The 18,386-nt window shown below is 64.1% G+C and carries 18 protein-coding genes; 9 read left to right on the top strand and 9 right to left on the bottom strand.

Translation table 11 applies throughout. The features are described 5' to 3' along the window. Window positions 1–112: 112 nt before the first annotated feature. The gene (locus tag KU306_RS11655; protein ID WP_007539901.1) at window positions 113–418 is read left to right on the top strand and encodes a UPF0058 family protein; all 306 of its coding nucleotides are present in this window, start codon (window positions 113–115) and stop codon (window positions 416–418) included. Window positions 419–483: 65 nt separating this feature from the next. Beyond that, the gene (locus KU306_RS11650) at window positions 484–2,226 is read left to right on the top strand and encodes a P-loop NTPase family protein (RefSeq protein WP_258302012.1); all 1,743 of its coding nucleotides are present in this window, start codon (window positions 484–486) and stop codon (window positions 2,224–2,226) included. 42 nt (window positions 2,227–2,268) lie between these two features. Here the strand turns inward: KU306_RS11650 and KU306_RS11645 are convergent, their stop codons facing one another. Then, window positions 2,269–2,490: a DUF7511 domain-containing protein gene (locus tag KU306_RS11645; protein ID WP_007539899.1), complete on the bottom strand. Its 222-nt coding sequence runs from the start codon at window positions 2,488–2,490 to the stop codon at window positions 2,269–2,271. Window positions 2,491–2,755: 265 nt separating this feature from the next. Between KU306_RS11645 and KU306_RS11640 the strand changes: the two genes are divergently transcribed. Then, a complete protein-coding gene (locus KU306_RS11640; RefSeq protein ID WP_074792451.1) occupies window positions 2,756–2,944 on the top strand; it encodes a DUF7576 family protein in 189 nt (62 codons plus the stop codon). 24 nt (window positions 2,945–2,968) lie between these two features. On the opposite strand, the gene KU306_RS11635 is transcribed toward KU306_RS11640, so the two are convergent. The 3 genes from KU306_RS11635 to KU306_RS11625 all read right to left on the bottom strand — a co-directional run bounded on the left by KU306_RS11635 (window position 2,969) and on the right by KU306_RS11625 (window position 7,026). After that, a complete protein-coding gene (locus tag KU306_RS11635) occupies window positions 2,969–5,323 on the bottom strand; it encodes an ATP-dependent DNA helicase (protein ID WP_258302011.1) in 2,355 nt (784 codons plus the stop codon). Between the two features lie 78 nt (window positions 5,324–5,401). Beyond that, window positions 5,402–5,797 carry an ArsR/SmtB family transcription factor gene (locus KU306_RS11630; protein ID WP_049918579.1) on the bottom strand — a complete coding sequence of 132 codons (396 nt, stop codon included), beginning with the start codon at window positions 5,795–5,797 and terminating at the stop codon, window positions 5,402–5,404. A gap of 44 nt (window positions 5,798–5,841) precedes the next feature. Then, window positions 5,842–7,026, bottom strand: a complete 1,185-nt coding sequence (locus KU306_RS11625; protein ID WP_258302010.1) for an MFS transporter — start codon at window positions 7,024–7,026, stop codon at window positions 5,842–5,844. Between the two features lie 106 nt (window positions 7,027–7,132). On the opposite strand from KU306_RS11625, the gene KU306_RS11620 reads away from it, so the two are divergent. The 3 genes from KU306_RS11620 (at window position 7,133) to KU306_RS11610 (ending at window position 12,348) form a co-directional block, all read left to right on the top strand. Further along, complete coding sequence (locus KU306_RS11620; protein ID WP_258302009.1) at window positions 7,133–8,566, top strand: NAD(P)H-hydrate dehydratase; 1,434 nt, start codon at window positions 7,133–7,135, stop codon at window positions 8,564–8,566. After that, complete coding sequence (moaC, locus tag KU306_RS11615) at window positions 8,563–9,096, top strand: cyclic pyranopterin monophosphate synthase MoaC (RefSeq protein ID WP_258302008.1); 534 nt, start codon at window positions 8,563–8,565, stop codon at window positions 9,094–9,096. Before KU306_RS11620 ends, moaC begins: the two co-directional genes overlap by 4 nt. Before the next feature lie 159 nt (window positions 9,097–9,255). Further along, on the top strand, window positions 9,256–12,348 hold the full coding sequence (locus tag KU306_RS11610; RefSeq protein ID WP_258302007.1) for a PGF-pre-PGF domain-containing protein: 3,093 nt from the start codon (window positions 9,256–9,258) through the stop codon (window positions 12,346–12,348). Window positions 12,349–12,419: 71 nt separating this feature from the next. Here the strand turns inward: KU306_RS11610 and hflX are convergent, their stop codons facing one another. Then, complete coding sequence (hflX, locus tag KU306_RS11605) at window positions 12,420–13,715, bottom strand: GTPase HflX (protein ID WP_007539891.1); 1,296 nt, start codon at window positions 13,713–13,715, stop codon at window positions 12,420–12,422. Between the two features lie 335 nt (window positions 13,716–14,050). Between hflX and KU306_RS11600 the strand changes: the two genes are divergently transcribed. Further along, the gene (locus KU306_RS11600) at window positions 14,051–14,380 is read left to right on the top strand and encodes an FUN14 domain-containing protein (protein WP_007539889.1); all 330 of its coding nucleotides are present in this window, start codon (window positions 14,051–14,053) and stop codon (window positions 14,378–14,380) included. A 59-nt stretch (window positions 14,381–14,439) separates the two neighbouring features. On the opposite strand, the gene KU306_RS11595 is transcribed toward KU306_RS11600, so the two are convergent. Further along, window positions 14,440–15,156: a ribosome assembly factor SBDS gene (locus tag KU306_RS11595; RefSeq protein ID WP_007539888.1), complete on the bottom strand. Its 717-nt coding sequence runs from the start codon at window positions 15,154–15,156 to the stop codon at window positions 14,440–14,442. Between the two features lie 125 nt (window positions 15,157–15,281). On the opposite strand from KU306_RS11595, the gene KU306_RS11590 reads away from it, so the two are divergent. Then, window positions 15,282–15,596, top strand: coding sequence for a NifU family protein (locus tag KU306_RS11590; RefSeq protein ID WP_007539887.1), 315 nt, complete (start codon window positions 15,282–15,284; stop codon window positions 15,594–15,596). Window positions 15,597–15,696: 100 nt separating this feature from the next. On the opposite strand, the gene trxA is transcribed toward KU306_RS11590, so the two are convergent. Together trxA and KU306_RS11580 are read right to left on the bottom strand one after the other, a co-directional pair. Beyond that, a complete protein-coding gene (gene trxA, locus KU306_RS11585; protein ID WP_258302006.1) occupies window positions 15,697–16,032 on the bottom strand; it encodes a thioredoxin in 336 nt (111 codons plus the stop codon). A gap of 112 nt (window positions 16,033–16,144) precedes the next feature. Further along, a complete protein-coding gene (locus KU306_RS11580) occupies window positions 16,145–16,804 on the bottom strand; it encodes a 2,5-diamino-6-(ribosylamino)-4(3H)-pyrimidinone 5'-phosphate reductase (protein ID WP_258302005.1) in 660 nt (219 codons plus the stop codon). Window positions 16,805–16,915: 111 nt separating this feature from the next. Here KU306_RS11580 and KU306_RS11575 point away from each other — a divergent pair, with 111 nt between their 5' ends. Further along, the gene (locus KU306_RS11575) at window positions 16,916–17,953 is read left to right on the top strand and encodes a glycosyltransferase family 4 protein (protein ID WP_258303398.1); all 1,038 of its coding nucleotides are present in this window, start codon (window positions 16,916–16,918) and stop codon (window positions 17,951–17,953) included. Between the two features lie 12 nt (window positions 17,954–17,965). Here KU306_RS11575 and KU306_RS11570 read toward each other — a convergent pair whose 3' ends face one another. Continuing rightward, entirely contained in the window at window positions 17,966–18,331 is a 366-nt protein-coding gene (locus KU306_RS11570) for a DUF7510 family protein (RefSeq protein ID WP_007539882.1), read from the bottom strand. Between the last annotated feature and the right edge of the window lie 55 nt (window positions 18,332–18,386).

Raw genomic sequence — 18,386 nt, 5'->3', positions numbered from 1 at the left:
ATATTTTCTACGTGTCTATCGGACATACATTCATTCCTAGTCGAAGCAGATTAAAGACTAAATATACGCTTTACCGCCGGTTTTACGCCAGATGAGCACGTATGTGTGGCTCATGAAGAAAAACGAACTAATCCACATGCACACACTGCTCGTCGAAATCGCGTCGGACTTCCTCGAAGAGGGGATTGCCACACGGGACGACGTGAAAGCGTACAACCGACTCGAAGTCGGACCGATGGCGCTCAGGTCGTGCCGTGCAGACCACGAAATCGCAGTTCGAACACTCACGACTGCGCTCGCGACGTGTGCGGCGCACAATCTGGGACGCGACACCACCACTGTGCCGGGTCAGTCTCTGTTGGAGCCACCCAACAGAACAGACTCCACAGGAACGGACCAGCGCGTCGCTTCGAACTAACCCTTCTCCTCGCTCGTACGACCGCACGACGGATGACCTAAGACACGTCAGTGTGACCGGCCGGTATGCGACTCGAAGACTACTGGGGGGTCGGCCCGAAAACGTCGGCCCGCTTGGAATCGGCACTCGGCAGGGAGGGCGCGGTTGCCGCCATCGAGTCGGCCGACGTTCGTGCGCTGGTGGACGCGGGAGTCACCCGCGGGCGAGCAGTGCGTATTCTCCGGCGAGCGAACGGGAAAAGCGGTATCGACGCGCTTGCGACGCGTGACGCCAGAGATGTCTACGACGACTTGCTCACGCTCGCAAGCGAGTGCGCCGTGACCGACCACGCCGCCGACCGAATTCGCGTGTTGACGCCGCTGCCGACAATCGAGGCCCGCCGCGAGCGACTCGACCGAGTGCTCGCAGCCCGCGACGCGTGGGACAGACTCGACGACGAAGCGCGGACTGCCGTGAAAGCGGCCTTCGACGCCTACGACGAGGCCGGCGAGACCGAACGCGCCGCGGTCAAAACGGCGCTCGAACTTCGTGACGCCGGGCTCCGTGGAGAGACGTTCGAGGCGCTGGACGAAGCTGACCCCGATGCGCTCCGCGATGCGCTCGGTGCTCTCGGCTACGTCTCCGCCGACGGCTCGGTCGAACCCGGGGCAGACGACAGACTCGACCGGATGCGCGACCGACTGGAGACACTGCAATCGCTCGAATCCAGCGCCTTCGACGTGCTCGAAACGATTCAGGAACGCGGCGTGCGCTCGCTCGACGACTTCCGAGCCGCGTTCGTCGAGTACGTCGCCCACGAGACTGACCTCTCGCGCGGCGAAGTCGAATCGGCTGCTGCCGCCGACGCCCGCGACGCGGCCGACTTCGTGAGTACGTCGCTTCGAGCGCTCGTGGACGAACTCGAAGCCGACGTGGACGCGCGAGAAGAGACCGTCGCCGAGGAACTTCGGGACCGCATCTGGGCCGCTCGCGACGACGTGGACGTCGCTGTCGAAGTGGTCGACGACGTGGCGCTGTCGCTGTCGCTCGCCCGGTTCGCCGACGAGTACGACCTGTCGGAACCCACGCTCTCCGAGACGGGGTTGGCAGTGTGCGGCGCGCGAAACCTCTTTCTCGACGACCCACAGCCCGTCTCCTACGCCGTCGGGGAGCACGACCTCTCGTGTCCGTCGGGCGTCGTCCCGCCGAGTGGCGACCGCGTCTCGGTCCTCACCGGGGCGAACAGCGGTGGGAAGACGACGCTGTTGGAGACGCTCTCGCAGGTGGCTATCCTCGCGTCGATGGGGCTTCCGGTCCCCGCCGAATCGGCGGTCGTCGGCCGATTCGACGCGCTCGTGTTCCACCGTCGGCACGCGAGCTTCAACGCCGGCGTCCTCGAATCGACGCTCAAGTCCATCGTGCCACCGCTTTCGGGTGATGGCCGGACGATGATGCTCGTCGACGAGTTCGAGGCAATCACCGAGCCGGGTCGCGCGGCCGACCTGCTCAACGGACTGGTGAACCTCACCGTCGAACGCGACGCCTTCGGCGTCTACGTGACGCACCTCGCAGACGAGCTGAGCCCGCTCCCGCCCGAGGCGCGCATCGACGGCATCTTCGCAGAAGGACTGACCGAGTCGCTCGAACTCCGCGTCGACTACCAGCCGCGGTTCGGCACCGTCGGCAAGTCCACGCCGGAGTTCATCGTCTCGCGGTTGGTGGCGAACGCCCGCGGCCGGGCCGAACGCGCAGGCTTCGAGGCGCTGGCGGCGGCTGTCGGTGAAGAAGCGGTACAGAAGACCCTCTCGGACGCGGAATTTACGGACTGACCACGCCGAGTCGACGCCTTCAGCACCCGGCGTCGCGTCCGGTCACCGCATCTCTTCGAGTGAGACGAAGGCGTCGGCGTCGGCCGTGAGCCACGCCTCGATTTGGTCGCAGCAACTGTCTCGCCGCGGGTAGACGGTCACTTGGTCGGAGCCGTCTCGGTAGTTTACGACGACGCTGTGAAGGAAGCACTCCTCGTCCGCCTCCGAACCGAAGTGGTCTGTAGTCCCTGCAACCGAATCTTGGTGAGCGGGCATTTCGGACATTCGCCGTCGCATGTACAGAGGCGACGGTGCTTACATAACTTTCACTAAGTGTGGTACAGATTGCCAATACCTCGTGGGACAAGCACGTTTCCGAGGGGTACGGAGGTGTGCGAAACATAGTCGCAGGTGGCGATTCGTCCGGTTTCTCTGGTTCTTCCGGTCTCTCCGGTTCGTCGTCGGAAACGGCGGTCGGTTTCGATTTCCGGTGGGCGACTTCTGCCGCCGGAGTCGGCTTCAAGTACGCGGCCACGCCACATGCGTGTCGATGGTGGACCCGACATCTGACTTAGAAGAGGACGTAGACCCAGCCGACGCCCCGACGTGTGCGACCTGCGGCGACCCAATCGTGAACAGCCCGAGCCACCGCGTCGTCACGTGGGTCGACGACGGGGAGACACGACAGCGACACTTCTGCGACGACGCGTGTCGGGACGACTGGGACGACGAGCGATAGACTCGTTTCGAGAGCCGCCGCGGGCTACTCGACGCCCGACCAGAACTGGTCGAGGGCGAACCCGAGCATGTCCGGACTGACCGGGCGGAACTCCTCGCGCTCTTCTTCCGGGAAGTATTCGCGCACCCCGTTCCACGAGTCGCGGGCGTAGCGCGCGTCTACGAGGACGCGAACGCCGACTTCGTCCCACCCTCGGATGACGCGGCCGAGCGCCTGCCGAGCCTTTCGGACGGCCGGGACGGTCAACGCGGTTTCGAACCCATCGCCGAACTCTCTGTCGTAGGCCGTCATCACCGCCCGCGTCCGCGGCGACGACGTGTTGATGAGTGGGACGCCGCAAACGACGGCGGCCGAGAGGCGGTCGCCGCTGTAATCGACGCCCTCGGTCAGCGTTCCGCGGAGGCTCGTCACGAGGACTTTCGCCTCGCCGCCGAAGAAGTCGCTCTTGAGGTCCTCGGTCGCCCCGTCGTCGGACGATTCGTCGAGGAGGACCGGTCGGTCGACGCGCTCGTCGAGGATGCCGGCCATCCACTCCGCTTCGGCGTAGTTGGGCATCCCGACGAGGACGTTTCCGGCCGAGCGCCGACAGACTTCGACCGCGGCATCGGCGTGAGCCAGTCGCGTCTCGTTTTCCTCGCCCGGCGCGCCGCGGTTGCTGTGGGTGAACTTCGGTACGTCGACGGCGAAACTGGCGCGGTTCTCTTCCGGGAAGCCGAGACCGTAGGTTCGCTCGGCAACCGGGCGGCCGTCGTCCACGAGGGAGTCGAGACCGGTGACGCGCCGGAACACGTCGAGCGGTTCGAGTGTCGCGCTCATGAGCACACCGCCGCCGAAGTCGGCGAGGCGCTCGGCGATTGCCTCGCCGGGGACGCAGTTGTGGACCGAGAGGTGGGCGTTGTAGGCCCGCCGCCACGACTCGGCCGGTTCCATCTCGTCCCACGTCCGTTCGAGGTCGATTTCGCGGAAGTAGCGCTCGTGGTCGGCGTAGGCCCACGTAGCGAGTGCGCGCCCTGCGGCGGGTGCAGCACGGCGCTTGTCTTCCTCTTCGACCGAGTCGAGGATGCGAGCGACCGCGGACCCCGTGGCTTCCGCCCGGACCCACGTCCCCTCGTCGTAGCCGTTTTCCTCGGCCCACTCGGTGAGTTCGTCCACGCCGGGTTCTTCGGGGTCTCGGAGCGGAATCTCCTCGTCGTCGAGTTCGGTCACGTCGGCGCGCCAGCCGACGTACTCGGTGTCGAGGTAAGCGGTCACGCGGCGGTCGAGTTCCTCGCGGAGGTCGCGGATGAAGTCTCGCGTCTCCTTCAGTTCGCGGAGCGTCACGTCGGCTTCCTGCAACTCGCCGCGGACGAGGTCCGCGTCGGCGGTGGACTTGCCCGCGTCGTCGAACTCGACGGGCTGGATGACGCGGGTGTACTCGCTTTCGGCGTCGCGGAGGGTTCGGTCGCCGACCCCGACCGAGACGAGGTCGCGGACCCGGGGTTCGAGCATGTGCGCCTCGTCGCAGATGACGAACGTCGAGTCGTCGACGAGCGGGCCGGTGAACGTGCCGACCGTCGTCGGGTCGAAGGCGTGGTAGTAGTTGCCGACGACGACCTCGATGTGGGGCAACAGCGCGCCCATCACGGAGTGCGGACACGAGCCAGCACCGGCGGCCAGCGAGACGAGGTCGTCGGGCGTGATGTGGCCCACGTCGTCGAACTCGAAGGGGACTGCCTCGACGGGGTCACCGTCTTCGGGGAGGTCGGCGAGGAAGTTCGCATAGAACGGGCAGTACTCCACGTCCTCGTATTCGGGCATCGACTTCGGGTACGGCGTCGGGTCGCCCGCGGTTTCGAGATACGACGGGCCGGCCGCCGACGAGCCAGTGTCGAGGAGTCCGGTCTGCTGTTCGCGGGCGTCTTTCGCCAGTGCTTCCGCGCTGGTGCGGCCGCCGTCGCCGACGAGGCCACGTGTCCGGTCGCGGAGGCCGTCACACCGGTCGTAGACGGTCGATTCGTCGATGCCGCCGCAGCGCTCTCTGCTGTACGGACAGACGTCTGCTTTCCCGACGAGCGTGAGGCCGGAGACGGGTTTCCACTCGTCGGGAAGGTTCTCGTTGATGGTTCGGAGGTCGGCTTCGAACTGCCGGAGTTGCTGTTTGACGCTCGTGAGGACGACCACGCGGTCGTAGTCGGAGTCGGGGTCGCGCACGAGTTCGATACCCGCGGTGAGCGCCAGCATCGTCTTGCCAGTCCCGCAGGCTCCTTCGACGACCGTGAAGCCGTCGTCTCGGGCGGTCGCTATCGCAGTCTCGATTCCGTCGGCTTGTTCCGGATACGCCTCCGGGTGGCCGAACACCTCCTGCCAGGTCACGCTCTCAGGTCCACTTGGGACGGCCATAGGGATGTCGGTGACTGGCCGCGGTTTCGTATTTGAACGTTCGGCGGTGGTGGGGGTGCCGCTTCCTCGCCGCCCGAACTACTCTAAAAAGGACTCGATGGCGTCGACGATGCCTTCTCTCGCACCGTCGTCGTCGACGCCGCCGACACAGACGACGAACGGGTCGTCGGTCGGCGCGTACACTTTCATCTCTCGACCTTTCTCCGAGTACCGCGTTCCGGCGAGTTGGACCAACTCGGCGTCTTCGAGGTTCCCGAGGTGGTGGCGCACGTTCTGAATCGACGTATCGACCGAGTCGGCGAGTTCCGCCGCCGTCGCGGGCGACTCGTGTAGACTCGACAGTATCTCCCGCGCGGTCGCACAGGAGAGACTTCCGATGAGTTCCTCCGTCTCCTCGTCGTCGAATAAATGGACACGCGGCGACCCCTCACCACCGACATCGACGTCGCCGTCAGACGGTAACAACCCTGACACAATATCAGCCAAATGAAGTGAAGGTAGTAAACCGTTTCGGAGTCCTACGTAGACGGCCTCGTTTTCCGTTGTACTCCCGGTAGTCGGTCGGCGGCGTAAAGGACAGACAGCAGGACGACAGCCACGATGAGCGCACCCGCGAGCGTCTGGAAGATGAACTCGAATCCGTAGTTCGCCTCGGTCAGGAACCCGACAGCCCCGCTCCCGTTGGCTTCCAAGAGGAGCGCCGCGCCGCTGAAGATTGCGTAGGCGCTCCCGCGAACGTCGCTCGGGAGCGACGAGAGCATGAACGTGTCCAGTGCGGGGAACAGGCTGTGGATGACGTACCCGAGGATTGCGATGACGACGGCCACGGCGAGAAAGCCCTGTGCGAACGTCAGCGCGACTAACGCACCCGAGAAGGCGACGAGAAGCGCGAAGATGTAGGGCACGTGCGGGAGTTTGTCGGCGAGTCGCCCCGACAGCGAAAACGCCGGAACGCCAGCAGCGAAGACGATAGTGAGCATCGTACTCGCCGTCGTCGGGTCGAAGCTCTTGGCATGCGTCATATAGGAGACGAAGAAGTTGAACAGGCCCTGCCAGATGAATCCCGCGGGCGCGATGAGGAGGATACCCGTGAGGATGACTTTCCAGTGCGCGAGTGCGGCCATGAAGTTCCGGTCTGCACCGGTCGCCGCGTCCATGCTCCCGTCGCGGGAGACGACAAAGAGAAGCAGCGTCACGGCCGCCGCAACGACAGAGAGCGCCCAGAACGTCTCGCGCCACGAGAAGGCGGCGAGGATGGCGACGACGATTGGCGCGGCGACCACGGCCGCGACTTGGCTGGCGGTGCCGTGGATGCCGACCATGCGGCCGACGCGCTCCGGGAACAACTCGCCGATGAGCGGCACCGCGGAGACGAAGTACGCACCGGAGGCAACGCCGATGGCGAACGCGCCGACCTGAAGCATCGGAATCGACGTCGCGCTCGCGGTGAACGCCGACGCGAGCACGAGTAACGTCCCCGAGGCGAGGACGACGCGATGACGCGGAATGCGGGTGAGCAGATAGCCGACCGGGATGCGCGGCAGCGCCGTCCCCAACCACACGAGACTGGTCACGATACCGATTGTCGCCGGTCCAACGCCGAACTGGGTCTGAAGGGTCTCGACCAGCGGCGGAAATGCCACGCGACCGAAGTTGACGAGGAAGACGAGTCCGCAGAGAGTTCCGAAGAGGCGGCGAGTCACTACCCCCGATTCAGACGGGGGCGAGTCAAACGTTGCGAATCTGGACGCTCCCGGGGCGTGGTCCCGGACCACAAACGGTAACGCGGGACCGGCCGAACACCACTACATGATTACGAGTCGACGCATGGCCGCGGTCGACCTGAACGCCGAATCCCTCGGCGTCCCGCGGAAACAGCTCATGGAGTCGAGTGGGAACGCCGTCGCTCGGGCGTGTCGCGACCTCGCAGAACCCGGTTGCACGGTCGCTATCGTCGCCGGGCGCGGCAACAACGGGGGCGACGCCCTCGTCACAGCCCGGTTCCTGAAAGCATACGACGTAACGGTTCACCTACTCGGCCGTCCCGAAACCATCTCGACCGACATCGCCCGCGAGAATTGGGACGCGCTCGTCGCCGCCGAAGCCGACCTGCGGACCATCACCGACTCGGACGACCTCGACCTCGGCGACCCGGACGTGGTTATCGACGCGATGCTCGGAACCGGCGTCACGGGTGCGCTCCGCGAGCCTGAAGCAACCGCTGCGCGAGCAATCAACGATACCGACGCGACAGTGCTCGCTGTGGACGTTCCCTCGGGTGTCGATGCCGACACGGGCGAGGCCGAAGGCGTCGCCGTCGCGGCCGACCACGTCGTCACCTTCCACGACGACAAACCCGGCCTCGACGCGCTCGACTGCGAGGTGGCGGTCGCCGACATCGGCATCCCGGACGCTGCCGAGTTGTTTACCGGCCCCGGCGACCTCCTCGCGCTCGGACGCGACTCACAGAGTCACAAAGGCGACCACGGCGACGTGCTGGTCGTCGGTGGCGGCCCGTACACTGGCGCGCCCGCACTCGCTGCACAGGCCGCACTCCGCGCCGGTGCCGACCTCGCGCGCGTCGCAGCGCCCGAACACGTCGCCCGCGAGATTCAGGGATACTCGGAGAACCTCATCGTCTCTGGCTTCTCGGGCGACCACCTCACGCCCGACCACGTTCCTGACCTCCTCGAACTCGCCGCCGACCGCGACGTCGTCGTCTTCGGCCCCGGGTTGGGCGACGCCGATGCGACTCTCGACGCAGTCGGTGCTTTCCTCGCCGATTTCGACGGAACAGCAGTCCTCGACGCCGACGCGTTGCAGGTCGTTCCCGAGGTTGACACCGACGCGACGCTCATCTGCACGCCTCATCAGGGTGAGTTGCAGAAGATGGGCGGCGAGACAGCGGACGACTGGAACGACCGAAGCGACCTCGTCCGCGACTTCGCGGGAGAACTCGGGCACGTGCTCCTCGTCAAGGGAGCCTACGACATCGTTTCGGACGGTGACGACGTACGCGTCAATCGCACCGGCAACCCGGGAATGACCGTCGGAGGTACCGGCGACGTGCTCGCAGGCGTGACCGGCGCGCTCGCGTGCGTGCTCCCGCCTCTCGACGCCGCCGCGGTCGGCGCGTACGTAAACGGCCGTGCGGGTGACGTTGCAGTCGAGGAGTTCGGTGGTGGACTCGTCGCGACCGACGTTCTGGAACGCGTGCCTGCCGGACTGGAGGTGGACGAATGACGAGAGAAGACGATGCGACCCCGCAAGACGGTCCCGCCGAACCGGGCGACGCTGCCACCCAAGACGACCTGACACACGTCGACGACGACGGAAACGTCCAGATGGTCGACGTCGGCGCGAAACCCGACACACACCGCCGCGCGGTCGCCCGCGGGACGATTCACCTCAGCGAGTCTACGGTTCGGGCGATTCGCGACGACCAAATCGGAAAGGGCGACGTGCTCGCAACCGCCCGTATCGGCGCGATTCAGGCGGTCAAACACACGTGGGAGACGATTCCGATGTGCCACCAGATTCCCATCACCAACGTCGACACCAACTTCGACATCGGCGACGACGCAGTCACGCTCTCGGTCACCGTCGAGACGACCGGAAAGACTGGGTGTGAGATGGAGGCACTGGAAGGCGTCACGACCGGTCTCAACGTGGTCTGGGACATGGTCAAGGCAGCCGAGAAAGACGACGACGGACAGTACCCGGGGACGAAGATGTCAGATATCAAAGTGATACGGAAAGAGAAACATTCGTAGTCGGTCGTGCTCGCCGAGCATCGGATATATTATTTTCTTTGAATACAGCAGCATACGACAGCTCTAATTGCCCGTAATGGCCTCCTCACCCGCTCTCTCGATATCAATTTTGACTCTGTTGAAGTCAGTTTTATTAATTTGGTCTAGATACACGTCCGCATGGCAGGGGACAAGGATAACATTCTGACATTATTGGTGGCGCTCGTGGTCGTCACGTCAGTCGTTCCGCTCGGAGCGATGGTGACGGCCGCCGCCGGGTTGACGGCACCAGCGTCGTCGCCCGAAATCAAAGCACAGGCACAGACGACAATCACGCCGGGGCAAGCGACCGACATCGGGGTCGCGTACAATCTGACAGGGGCCGTCGACCAATCGGACTTGGTCGTCAGCGTCGTCGACCCGGCCACGGGAGGGACGCTGGTGTCGAACTCCAGTAGCCCGCCGCTCGTCGATTCGACGACGATGTCTATCGCTGATGGGACGCTCAACACGGGGGCAAAGCGGCTCACAGCGACGACGTACAACAGTTCTTCGATGGAAGGACTCGTCTCGCAGACGTTCGTCGTCGACTCCGGGGGGAACGTCACAATCGAGTCGTACAGCGTCTCCGAGAGCGCAGTCGACGCCGGTGAGACGTTCTGGGTCAACGCCACGCTGAACAACACCGGCGGCGTCTCCGAGACGTTCGACGCGCGCGTCTACGGACAGCTGGGGAACACGACGCCGATGAACAATACGACTGAGACGCTTTCGGGCGGGACGACGACCTCGGTCAATCTCTCGGTCGCCTACGGCTCGTCGGCTGCGGGCACGACGCAACAACTCACGCTCAACAACGAGACGACGACCAGCGTGCAAGTCAACAGTTCTGGCGGCGGTGGCTCCGGTTCCTCCTCGCCGAGCGTCACCGTCTCGGACCAGTCGACGACCACCGGCTCGACGGTTGACGTGACCGTCCAGTACAACGTCACTGGCTCGGTCACGACCGACAACGCGAATCTCACGCTCCGTGGCCCGAACGGCGTCATCGACTACAACAACTCGCTGAGCACGCTCGACGGCTCCGCGACGTTCACGCTGCCCGCGAAGACCGCAGCAGGCGAGTTCCGCGTCCGCGCGGCGGTCATCGACGACTCGATGCAGTGGGCGTCGCTCAACCCCGTCGCGAAGGACCGCTTCTCGGTGAACGTGACGAACGACGTCACGCTCGAATCGTACACCGTCGACGACGACCCGCTGTTCAAAGGTCGGTCGTACCCGGTGAACGTCACGCTGAACAACACCGGCGGGACCGCACAGAACTACACGGTTCACGTGTACCCGCAATCGGGCGGCTACGAGGCGCTCAACAGTAGCACGTTCGAAGTCCAACCGAACAGCGAGCGCACCGTGAGCGTCATGGTGTCGTATTCGAGTTCGTACACGGCCGGGTCGTACCAACTCAGCGTCGGCAACGAGACGCCCGTCACGGTCACTGTCGATGACCTCGCGACCGTTCAGGGGTGGAGCGTCGTCTCCGGACCAGAGAATTCCTCGAATGTGGACACGTCTGTCGCTCCGCCGTCTGGACAAGGCGGACTGCTCCAGTTCGACCTCAACGACTACCAGAAGACGTGGCCGCAGAACCTCTCTGGAACCGGCCTCACGAACGAATCGAGAGTCAAGATGACGCTCCATGTCAACCACTCCTACGAGCCCGGTGTCCTCATCGCGACGGCACAGAACGTCTCGATGAACGTGACGAACAAGTCCTCGTACTACGAGGTGAACGTCACGGCGAACCCAATCGAGTCGCAGTACACCAGTAACGCGTCCGGTGTGAGTGACTGGGAGACGCTCTCGTCGAACGAGGACAAGGCGACTGAAGCGTTCAAGCCGATGTTCTCGCTCGCGTTCGTCTCGAACGACAGCGTCCAGACGTTCAATCCGAACATGTCTGGCCTCGTCGTCGCCACCGACGCACAGGCGTTCACGCCGCCGAGATACAACGACACGGCGGGACAGTTGGAAGTCGAAGTCGCCGGACCGCACAAGACCATCAACGGCGACAACAACACGGGACGGTTCGAAGCGACGCTCCCGTCGGCGCTGCTCAACCAGTGGGGCGTGTCGTCGCCGTCCGACCTCTCTGCGGATTACGAGGGCGAGAACAAGTCGGTCAACGCCCAGTCGAACTCCGACGGCAGTATCGACGTCGGCTTCGACATCCACTACTCTGCAGGACAGGTCAACTTAGCGCCGGACTCCGGAAGCGACTCCGGGTCGGACGATTCCTCGTCGTCTTCGGGGTCGTCGCCGTCGTCCGGTTCGAGCCCGTCGTCCTCTTCGAGCGACGACGGTGATGACGACGACAGTGACGACGACGCAGACACCACGACGACCACCGGCGACGAGACTGACGACACGAGTTCGACCACCGAAGTCGACGCGAGTACGTCCGTCTCGGGCGCGGAAACCGCGACCGCCTCGACCACCGGCGAGGAGACGACGGTGACGCTCACCAACGCCTCCTCGGACGAGACGGTTCGCATCGACCTCGAAGACCTGAACAACGCGTCGAACACGTCCAGCAACGAGACGACCACGAACGGCACGACCACGAACGAATCGGCGACGAACGCGACGAGCGCGAACGCGACCGCAGGCGCATCGAACGACACGCGACCGTCGGTCTCGCAACTCGACCTCAACCTCTCGTCGGAGGCTCCGGAGATGGGCGTCTCAGTCAGTTCCGCTGACGAAGCCCCCGACGGAACGCCCGAGTTCACGGGTGCCGAGTCGGACGATGGCGAGTCGAGTACGGAAGTCGTCGGCTACCTGCAAATCGACCTCTCTGGAACGACCGACGACGACATCGAGGACGCGACGATTACGTTCACGGTTCCGGCGGAGCGACTCGAACAGTCCGGAACGGACCCGGCAGACGTGACGCTGTCTCGCTACCACGACGGCGAGTGGCAGACGCTGGAGACGACCCACCTCGGCGGTGACCGCTACGCCGCCGTGACGCCGGGCTTCTCGGTGTTCGCCATCTCGGCCCAGTCGGCAGACGCCGGCACCGAGACGACGGCCGAGTCGGGCGAAGACGCCGCGGAACAGACTGAGACGACCACGTCTTCGGCCGCGACGACCGTCACCGAGACGCAGCAGCCGACGGCGACTTCGACGACCCAGAGTGACGCACCCGGATTCGGAGTGACTGTCGCACTGGCCGCACTCGCACTGGTGGCTGCGCGCGTCTGGCGCGACTAACCACCCACCGTCTCGGTCGAGCGAGAAACAACTCTTCGACGCCGCTTTTTTGAAAAGTAGACTCGGTATCGCTAGTTCGGCGCAGCAGACAGCGACGAGGCCTTCGCCCGCGCCTTCTCGACGATTTCCGGTCGCGCTTCGAACTCGACGAGCACCTGTTCGCCTTCGTACTCCTCGCTTTCGACGTGTGCGTGGTCGTAGAGCCACGAGACGAGGCTCATCGTGTCGTCCGCCATCGGAAGCAAGAGCCGTTCTTCTTCCCATGCAGGCAACGCGCGCTCGACGCGCTCGGTCAACTCTGCGATGTTCTCGCCGGTCAGCCCCGAGACGGGAACCGGATTCGGCGCGAGCGCCGACAGCGCCGCGCGCTTTTCTTCGAGTTCCTCGTCGTCGACTTTGTCCACCTTGTTGAACACGGTCACGATGGGGGCCTCGTTGCGCTCGTAGAGCGTGTCGTGGCTCGTGACGAGTTTCTCCCGCATCGCTTCGAGCGGTTCCGACGCGTCCACGACGAGGAGGACGAGGTCGGCACGGTAGACCGAATCGAGCGTCGACTTGAACGACTCGACCAGCCAGTGTGGAAGGTTCGAAATGAATCCGACAGTGTCGGTCAGAAGGACGTCTCGCTTGCCGGTCTCGGCCCGGCGCGTCGTCGTCCCGAGCGTCGTAAACAGTTTGTCCTGTGACTCGGCGGTCGGGTCGAGGTCGGGGTGGAGGTCCTCGTTCTCCCCGACTTCGAGGTCCGCCGCGAGACGCTGCATGAGCGTCGACTTCCCGGCGTTCGTATAGCCGGCGAGCGCCACGAGGTCGAAGCCCGACTCCCGGCGCTGTTCGCGCCGCGTCTCTTCTTTCTCGGCGATGGAGTCGAGTTCGTTCTTGATGCGCGAAATCTGCGCTTTGATGTCGCGCTCGCGGCTCTCGTCGTACTCGCCGAGTCCCATGAACCCGGGGCGTTCGTCGCGCTTCGCCAGCGACGCCTTCGCCTCGGCGCGCGGCAGTTCGTAGCGCAACTCGGCCAACTCGACCTGCAACTGCGCCTTGCGCGTGCTCGCTCGCTGTCCGAAGATTTCGAGGATGAGCGTAAAGCGGTCGACGACCTCGGTGTCGGTCGGAAGCTTCTGGGCGATGTTGTACGTCTGGTACGGGCCCAGTCGGTTGTCGATGACGACCGCCCCGGCGTCTTCGCGCGCGACGAGCGACGCTAACTCCTCGGCTTTCCCTTCACCGAAGTGGTACGCGGGGTCTTCGTCACGAGTTTGCGTGAGGCTCGCGACGACGTCGTAGCCGGCCGCTCGCGCGAGGTCGGTTATCTCGGAGAGGTCGGCGTCTCCCCTGTCGACGCGCTTCGCGACGACGACGCGAGTCATCGCCGTCCCCCGTTCGTCTGGTATCTCGCCTGCACTGTGTCGGTGTACCCTAGCCGGCGGAGGCACTTAAGCCCCCCTCGGGCAGACTCATACGACGAGATGGGTGCTCGACACCTCCACGTCCATACGAGTGATACCACGGGCTGAGCCTTGTAGGTTATCACCCACTGAGTGGATTGTTTCGAGGGTTGTCGGATTCCTCCCACGGCTAAAGCCGTGGGCTTCCTCCTTGCATTCGTGTGACAGTCACTGTCGCTTTCGCGAGCGTCGTGTCCGCTCACTGTGAGGTATCCGCCCCACAAATCACTTATATGAACGCGCAGGATGTTCGGCGTATGGACCCCTTGCAACTGAGCATCGACCCACAACAACTCGGTCTCGAATTCGGAAGCGGGGCCGTCGTCGGCGGCATCATCGGCTTCGCCGCCAAGAAGGTGGCAAAGCTCATCGCCGTCATCGTCGGCCTCGAACTCGCCGTGTTCAAATTCCTCGAATCACGGGGCATCATCACCGTCGACTGGGAACGTCTCACCGGCGGCCTCGTGAGCGCGACCCAGGACGCCGCGACCGGCGCGCCCCCGGACTGGATTTCGACTATCCTCTCGACGCTCTCCATCTCGGCTGGCTTCTCCGGCGGCTTCCTCGTCGGCTTCAAGAAAGGGTAGTTCGCGGCCGGTTTTTGCGGCTGGTTTTCGTTCCGTGCGAGTCGACCCCTGAGTCGCGCCTACAGGTCGTCTTCGTCTTTGACGATGCGCGTCTCGGCGGTCCCGCTCGTGATGTTGTTGACCTTGTCGTAGAAGTCGTTCTGCATCCCTGCCGGGAAGGTGATGACGCCGACCCACGAGCCGTCGCTTTGCCACTCTTCGCGTTCGAGGTCGCCGTAGCTTCGAATCTGCGCCTGTCCGCTCCCGGCGTATTCGGCGGGCAGTTGGACGGCGACGGTGACTTCGGCGAACTTGATGGGGAGAACGGGACGGAGCGCGTCGAGCGCGTCGTCGACCTGCGATTCGACCGGCTCCATCGGGTCGATGGTGAATCCGGCCTCTTCGAGCGCTCGCTCGATGCGCTCGGGTGGGTGCGGCGTGTCGTTCATCTGCGGGTTGACCGCGTTCCGCGCGATGCGGTTGATGAGCGACCGGCGCTTCTGTTCTTGCATCTCGCGGCGCTGTTCGGCGGTAATCTGAATCTCGCCTTTCTTGACGACCTCGGGGATGATGGTCAGCGGGTCTGTCGTCCCGAAGACCTCTTCGAGGTCGTTTTCTGCGGGACGGTCGCCGCGAGACGCGTCCTCGAACACGTCTTCGGCGGCGATGACGTCCTCTAGGTCGCCGTCGAACTCGTCGCGCTTGATTGCCAGTGCGGCGTCGGGGTCGATGAGGACCTCGAAGCGTGCGCCGTGTGATTCCAAGCGGGCGGTGACTGCTTCGTCGAGTGAAATCATAGACGGCGATTCACTCTCCGTGGTAAAAAGCCCTCGCCGCCTGTCGAACGACGGCGGTCGAACTGGAAAATCGTCGATTTTCCGACGAAGAAACCGTTATGCTCGCCGACTGCCCACGTTCTGGCATGAGTTCCCAAGCCTCCGAGAAGTCACTCGAAGAGCGCGTCGAGTTGTTCATGCGCCGCAACTTCCCGCAGATTCAGATGCACGGCGGCAGTGCTGGCATTGACGCTATCGACGAAGACACCGGTGAGGTGTGGATTTCGCTCACCGGCGCGTGTTCTGGGTGCGGTATCTCGCCGATGACGATTCAGGCGCTGAAGTCACGGATGGTCGCCGAGTTCGACGAAATCGACGCAGTCCACGCCACGACTGGTGGCTCCTACGACGACGGGCAGGGTTCCGGAGTCGAACCTGACATCTCCGACGTGCCGTTCTGAACGCGAGTTTCGATACCTGTGTTCTCGAAGCCGTGAGCCGAGCAGTCGCTCGCGCGAGCGACGGTGAAAACAAAACCCGAGTGAGTACGGCCGTGAGTCGCTATGCGAGTTGCTCGATGATTTCGACGAGGTCTTCTTTGCTCTGGACGCCGATGACCTGTTTTACCTGCTCGCCGCCGTGGTAGAACTGGAGGGTCGGAACGCTGCGAATCTGTTTGTCGCGGGCGAGCGTCTGGAGTTCGTCGATGTCAACTTTCGCGACGACCGCGTCGGTCTCGTCGGCGATTTCCTCGACCGTCGGTTCGAGCATCTTGCACGGCCCACACCACTCGGCGTGGTAGTCCACGAGGACGATGTCGTGGTCGGCGAGGAGTTCGTCGAGATGGTCCGCGCTCTCGACGTGGATGGGGGTGCCTGTTGATTCGGGAGTACTCATGCAGATTCATATTCGCGCGACACTCTTACCGGTTGCGCCCGTCTGCGCCGGGATGCACGACCGCAGAAGTCGAATTTCTGACGGGAGGGGGGACCTATCGAACGACCACTACTCAGCAGTCGTACGTCAGCAGCACCCCGTCGTCGACGCGCTCGACGTCTCGAAGCGAGAGTCGGGGAAAGTCGGAGACGAATCCGTCGCCGTCTGCGAGTGTGGGCGCGTCGCGGCCGCCGATAACCATCGACCCGACGTAGAGCGTGAGTTCGTCCACGAGGTCGTCGTCGAACAGTGAGAAGATAATCTCGCCGCCACCTTCGACCATCACTCGCTCGACGCCCGCTGCTTCGAGGGCCTCGAACGCGGCCGGAAACGAGACGCGCTCGGACCCGGCGACGACGAGAGTCGCGCCCGCGGCTTCGAGTTCTCGACGGCGGGCCTCCGGTGCGTCCTCGGAGACGAGGAGGTACGTCGTCGCGATGTCGTCCAAAATGCGCGCGTCGGTCGGTGTCCGACCCTGGGAGTCGGCGACGACTCGTGCCGGGTGGGGACTATCTCCGTTCTCGGCGCGCTCAGCGACGAGTTCCTCGTCGTCGAGCGTGAGGTGCGGGTCGTCGGCGAGAACCGTGCCGATACCAACGAGGACCGCGTCAGATGCCGCGCGTATCCTGTCCACGCGCGCGAAATCGTCGTCGCCGCTAATCATGACTTGTTCGCGTCTCCGAGAGGAGAGTTTTCCGTCGACGCTCGTGGCGGCGTTCACGTGGACGTGCATACTCGCGAGTCGCGCGGGCGTCGAAAACGCCTTTCGGTGACCGAATCGAGCGGAGAGGAATTAAATACGGTTCCGTGTTACTTTGTGCCATCAATGGTTCCGAAGGTCCTCATGCTGGGGTGGGGGTTCCCGCCGAACGTCAGCGGCGGCCTCGACACACACGTCGGCGAGATGTTCGAACGTCTCGAAGACCGCGACGACGTCGAAATCGAACTCGTGTTGCCTGCCGAGTACGCCCCGGACCGTGAGGGAATAGTCGGTGTCCCGACCGGCGACGGCGACATCATCACGCGTATCGGCCGATTGGGGTCGACGTTCGCCGAGCGAGCCGAAGACGCCGACATCGTCCACACCCACGACTGGTTCGGCTACGGCCCCGGGTCGCGCGCGAAGTCGAACAACGAGGACGTAACGTGGGTCTCGACGTTCCACTCGCTGTCGTCGGACCGCAACATCGACCCGCCCCAGCGAGAGGTCGAAACCGAACGTCGCGTCGTCGAGCGCTGCGACCACCTCATCGCGGTGAGTAAACTCCTCGCCGGGAAGGTCAAAGAGGAGTACGGCGGCGACTGCCACGTCATCTACAACGGGTTTTCGGAGTGTGAGACGACCGGCCGCGACATCAAATCGGAACTCGGTATCGACGGGAAGATGCTCTTTTTCGTCGGCCGTCACACCGACCAGAAGGGAATCTCGCATCTCGTCTACGCGCTGGAGAAACTCGACCGCGACGACGTGACGCTCGTCATAGGTGGGTCGGGACACCTCACCGACCAGCTCAAGCGATTCGCCGAACTGCTCGGCGTCGAAGACCGAATCGAGTGGGCTGGCTACGTCCCCGAAGACGAACTCGGCGACTACTACGCCGCCGCCGACCTGTTCGTCTCACCGTCGCTGTCGGAGCCGTTCGGCATCACAATCGTCGAAGCCCTCTCGGTCGGCACGCGCGTCGTCGCCACCGAGAGCGGAGCCGCAGAGGTCCTTCCGGACGACTGCGTCATCGAAGTCGAACCCGACTCACACTCTATCGCCGACGGCATCGAGTACGGTCTCTCACTGGAGGGCGAACCCGAATACGAACCGTACACGTGGGACCGCGTCGTCGACGAGACGGTCGACTACTACCACGACGTGTTAGACGGCGAATAGTAGGAGACCGAACTACCGCAGCAATCGCACGTCAGTCACCGGTTCCGGGTGCCGGATTCGGTAGCCGTCTCGCGTCGGCACCATCCCTTCTCGGGGCATCGTCCCGCGGGCGGACTGATACGGTGAATCGTCGGTCTGGACCGACTGGTACGGCGAATCTGCCGACTGGTAGGCGCTGTCGGAGCGCTGGTACGGGCTATCGCCGGACGCGTCGGCGTCGAAGCCCTCTGGTGGGAGATAGATTCGCTCGCCGGACTCCGAGCGGACGATGACCGCGGTGTCTTTGTCGCCCTCCATCACGATGGTCGTCCACCCGTTTTCGACGGTTACGGAGAAGGAAACGTCCTCCGCAGCGTCGGGGTCGGCGTCGTTCGTCATACGAAAGCAACTGACTCGCGAACACTTAGTGATTCGCTCCCACTGGAACCCGAGT

Source organism: Haloferax larsenii, assembly GCF_024730625.1.
Taxonomy (GTDB): Archaea; Halobacteriota; Halobacteria; order Halobacteriales; family Haloferacaceae; genus Haloferax; species Haloferax larsenii.
This window is presented reverse-complemented; position numbering and strand designations above follow the sequence as displayed.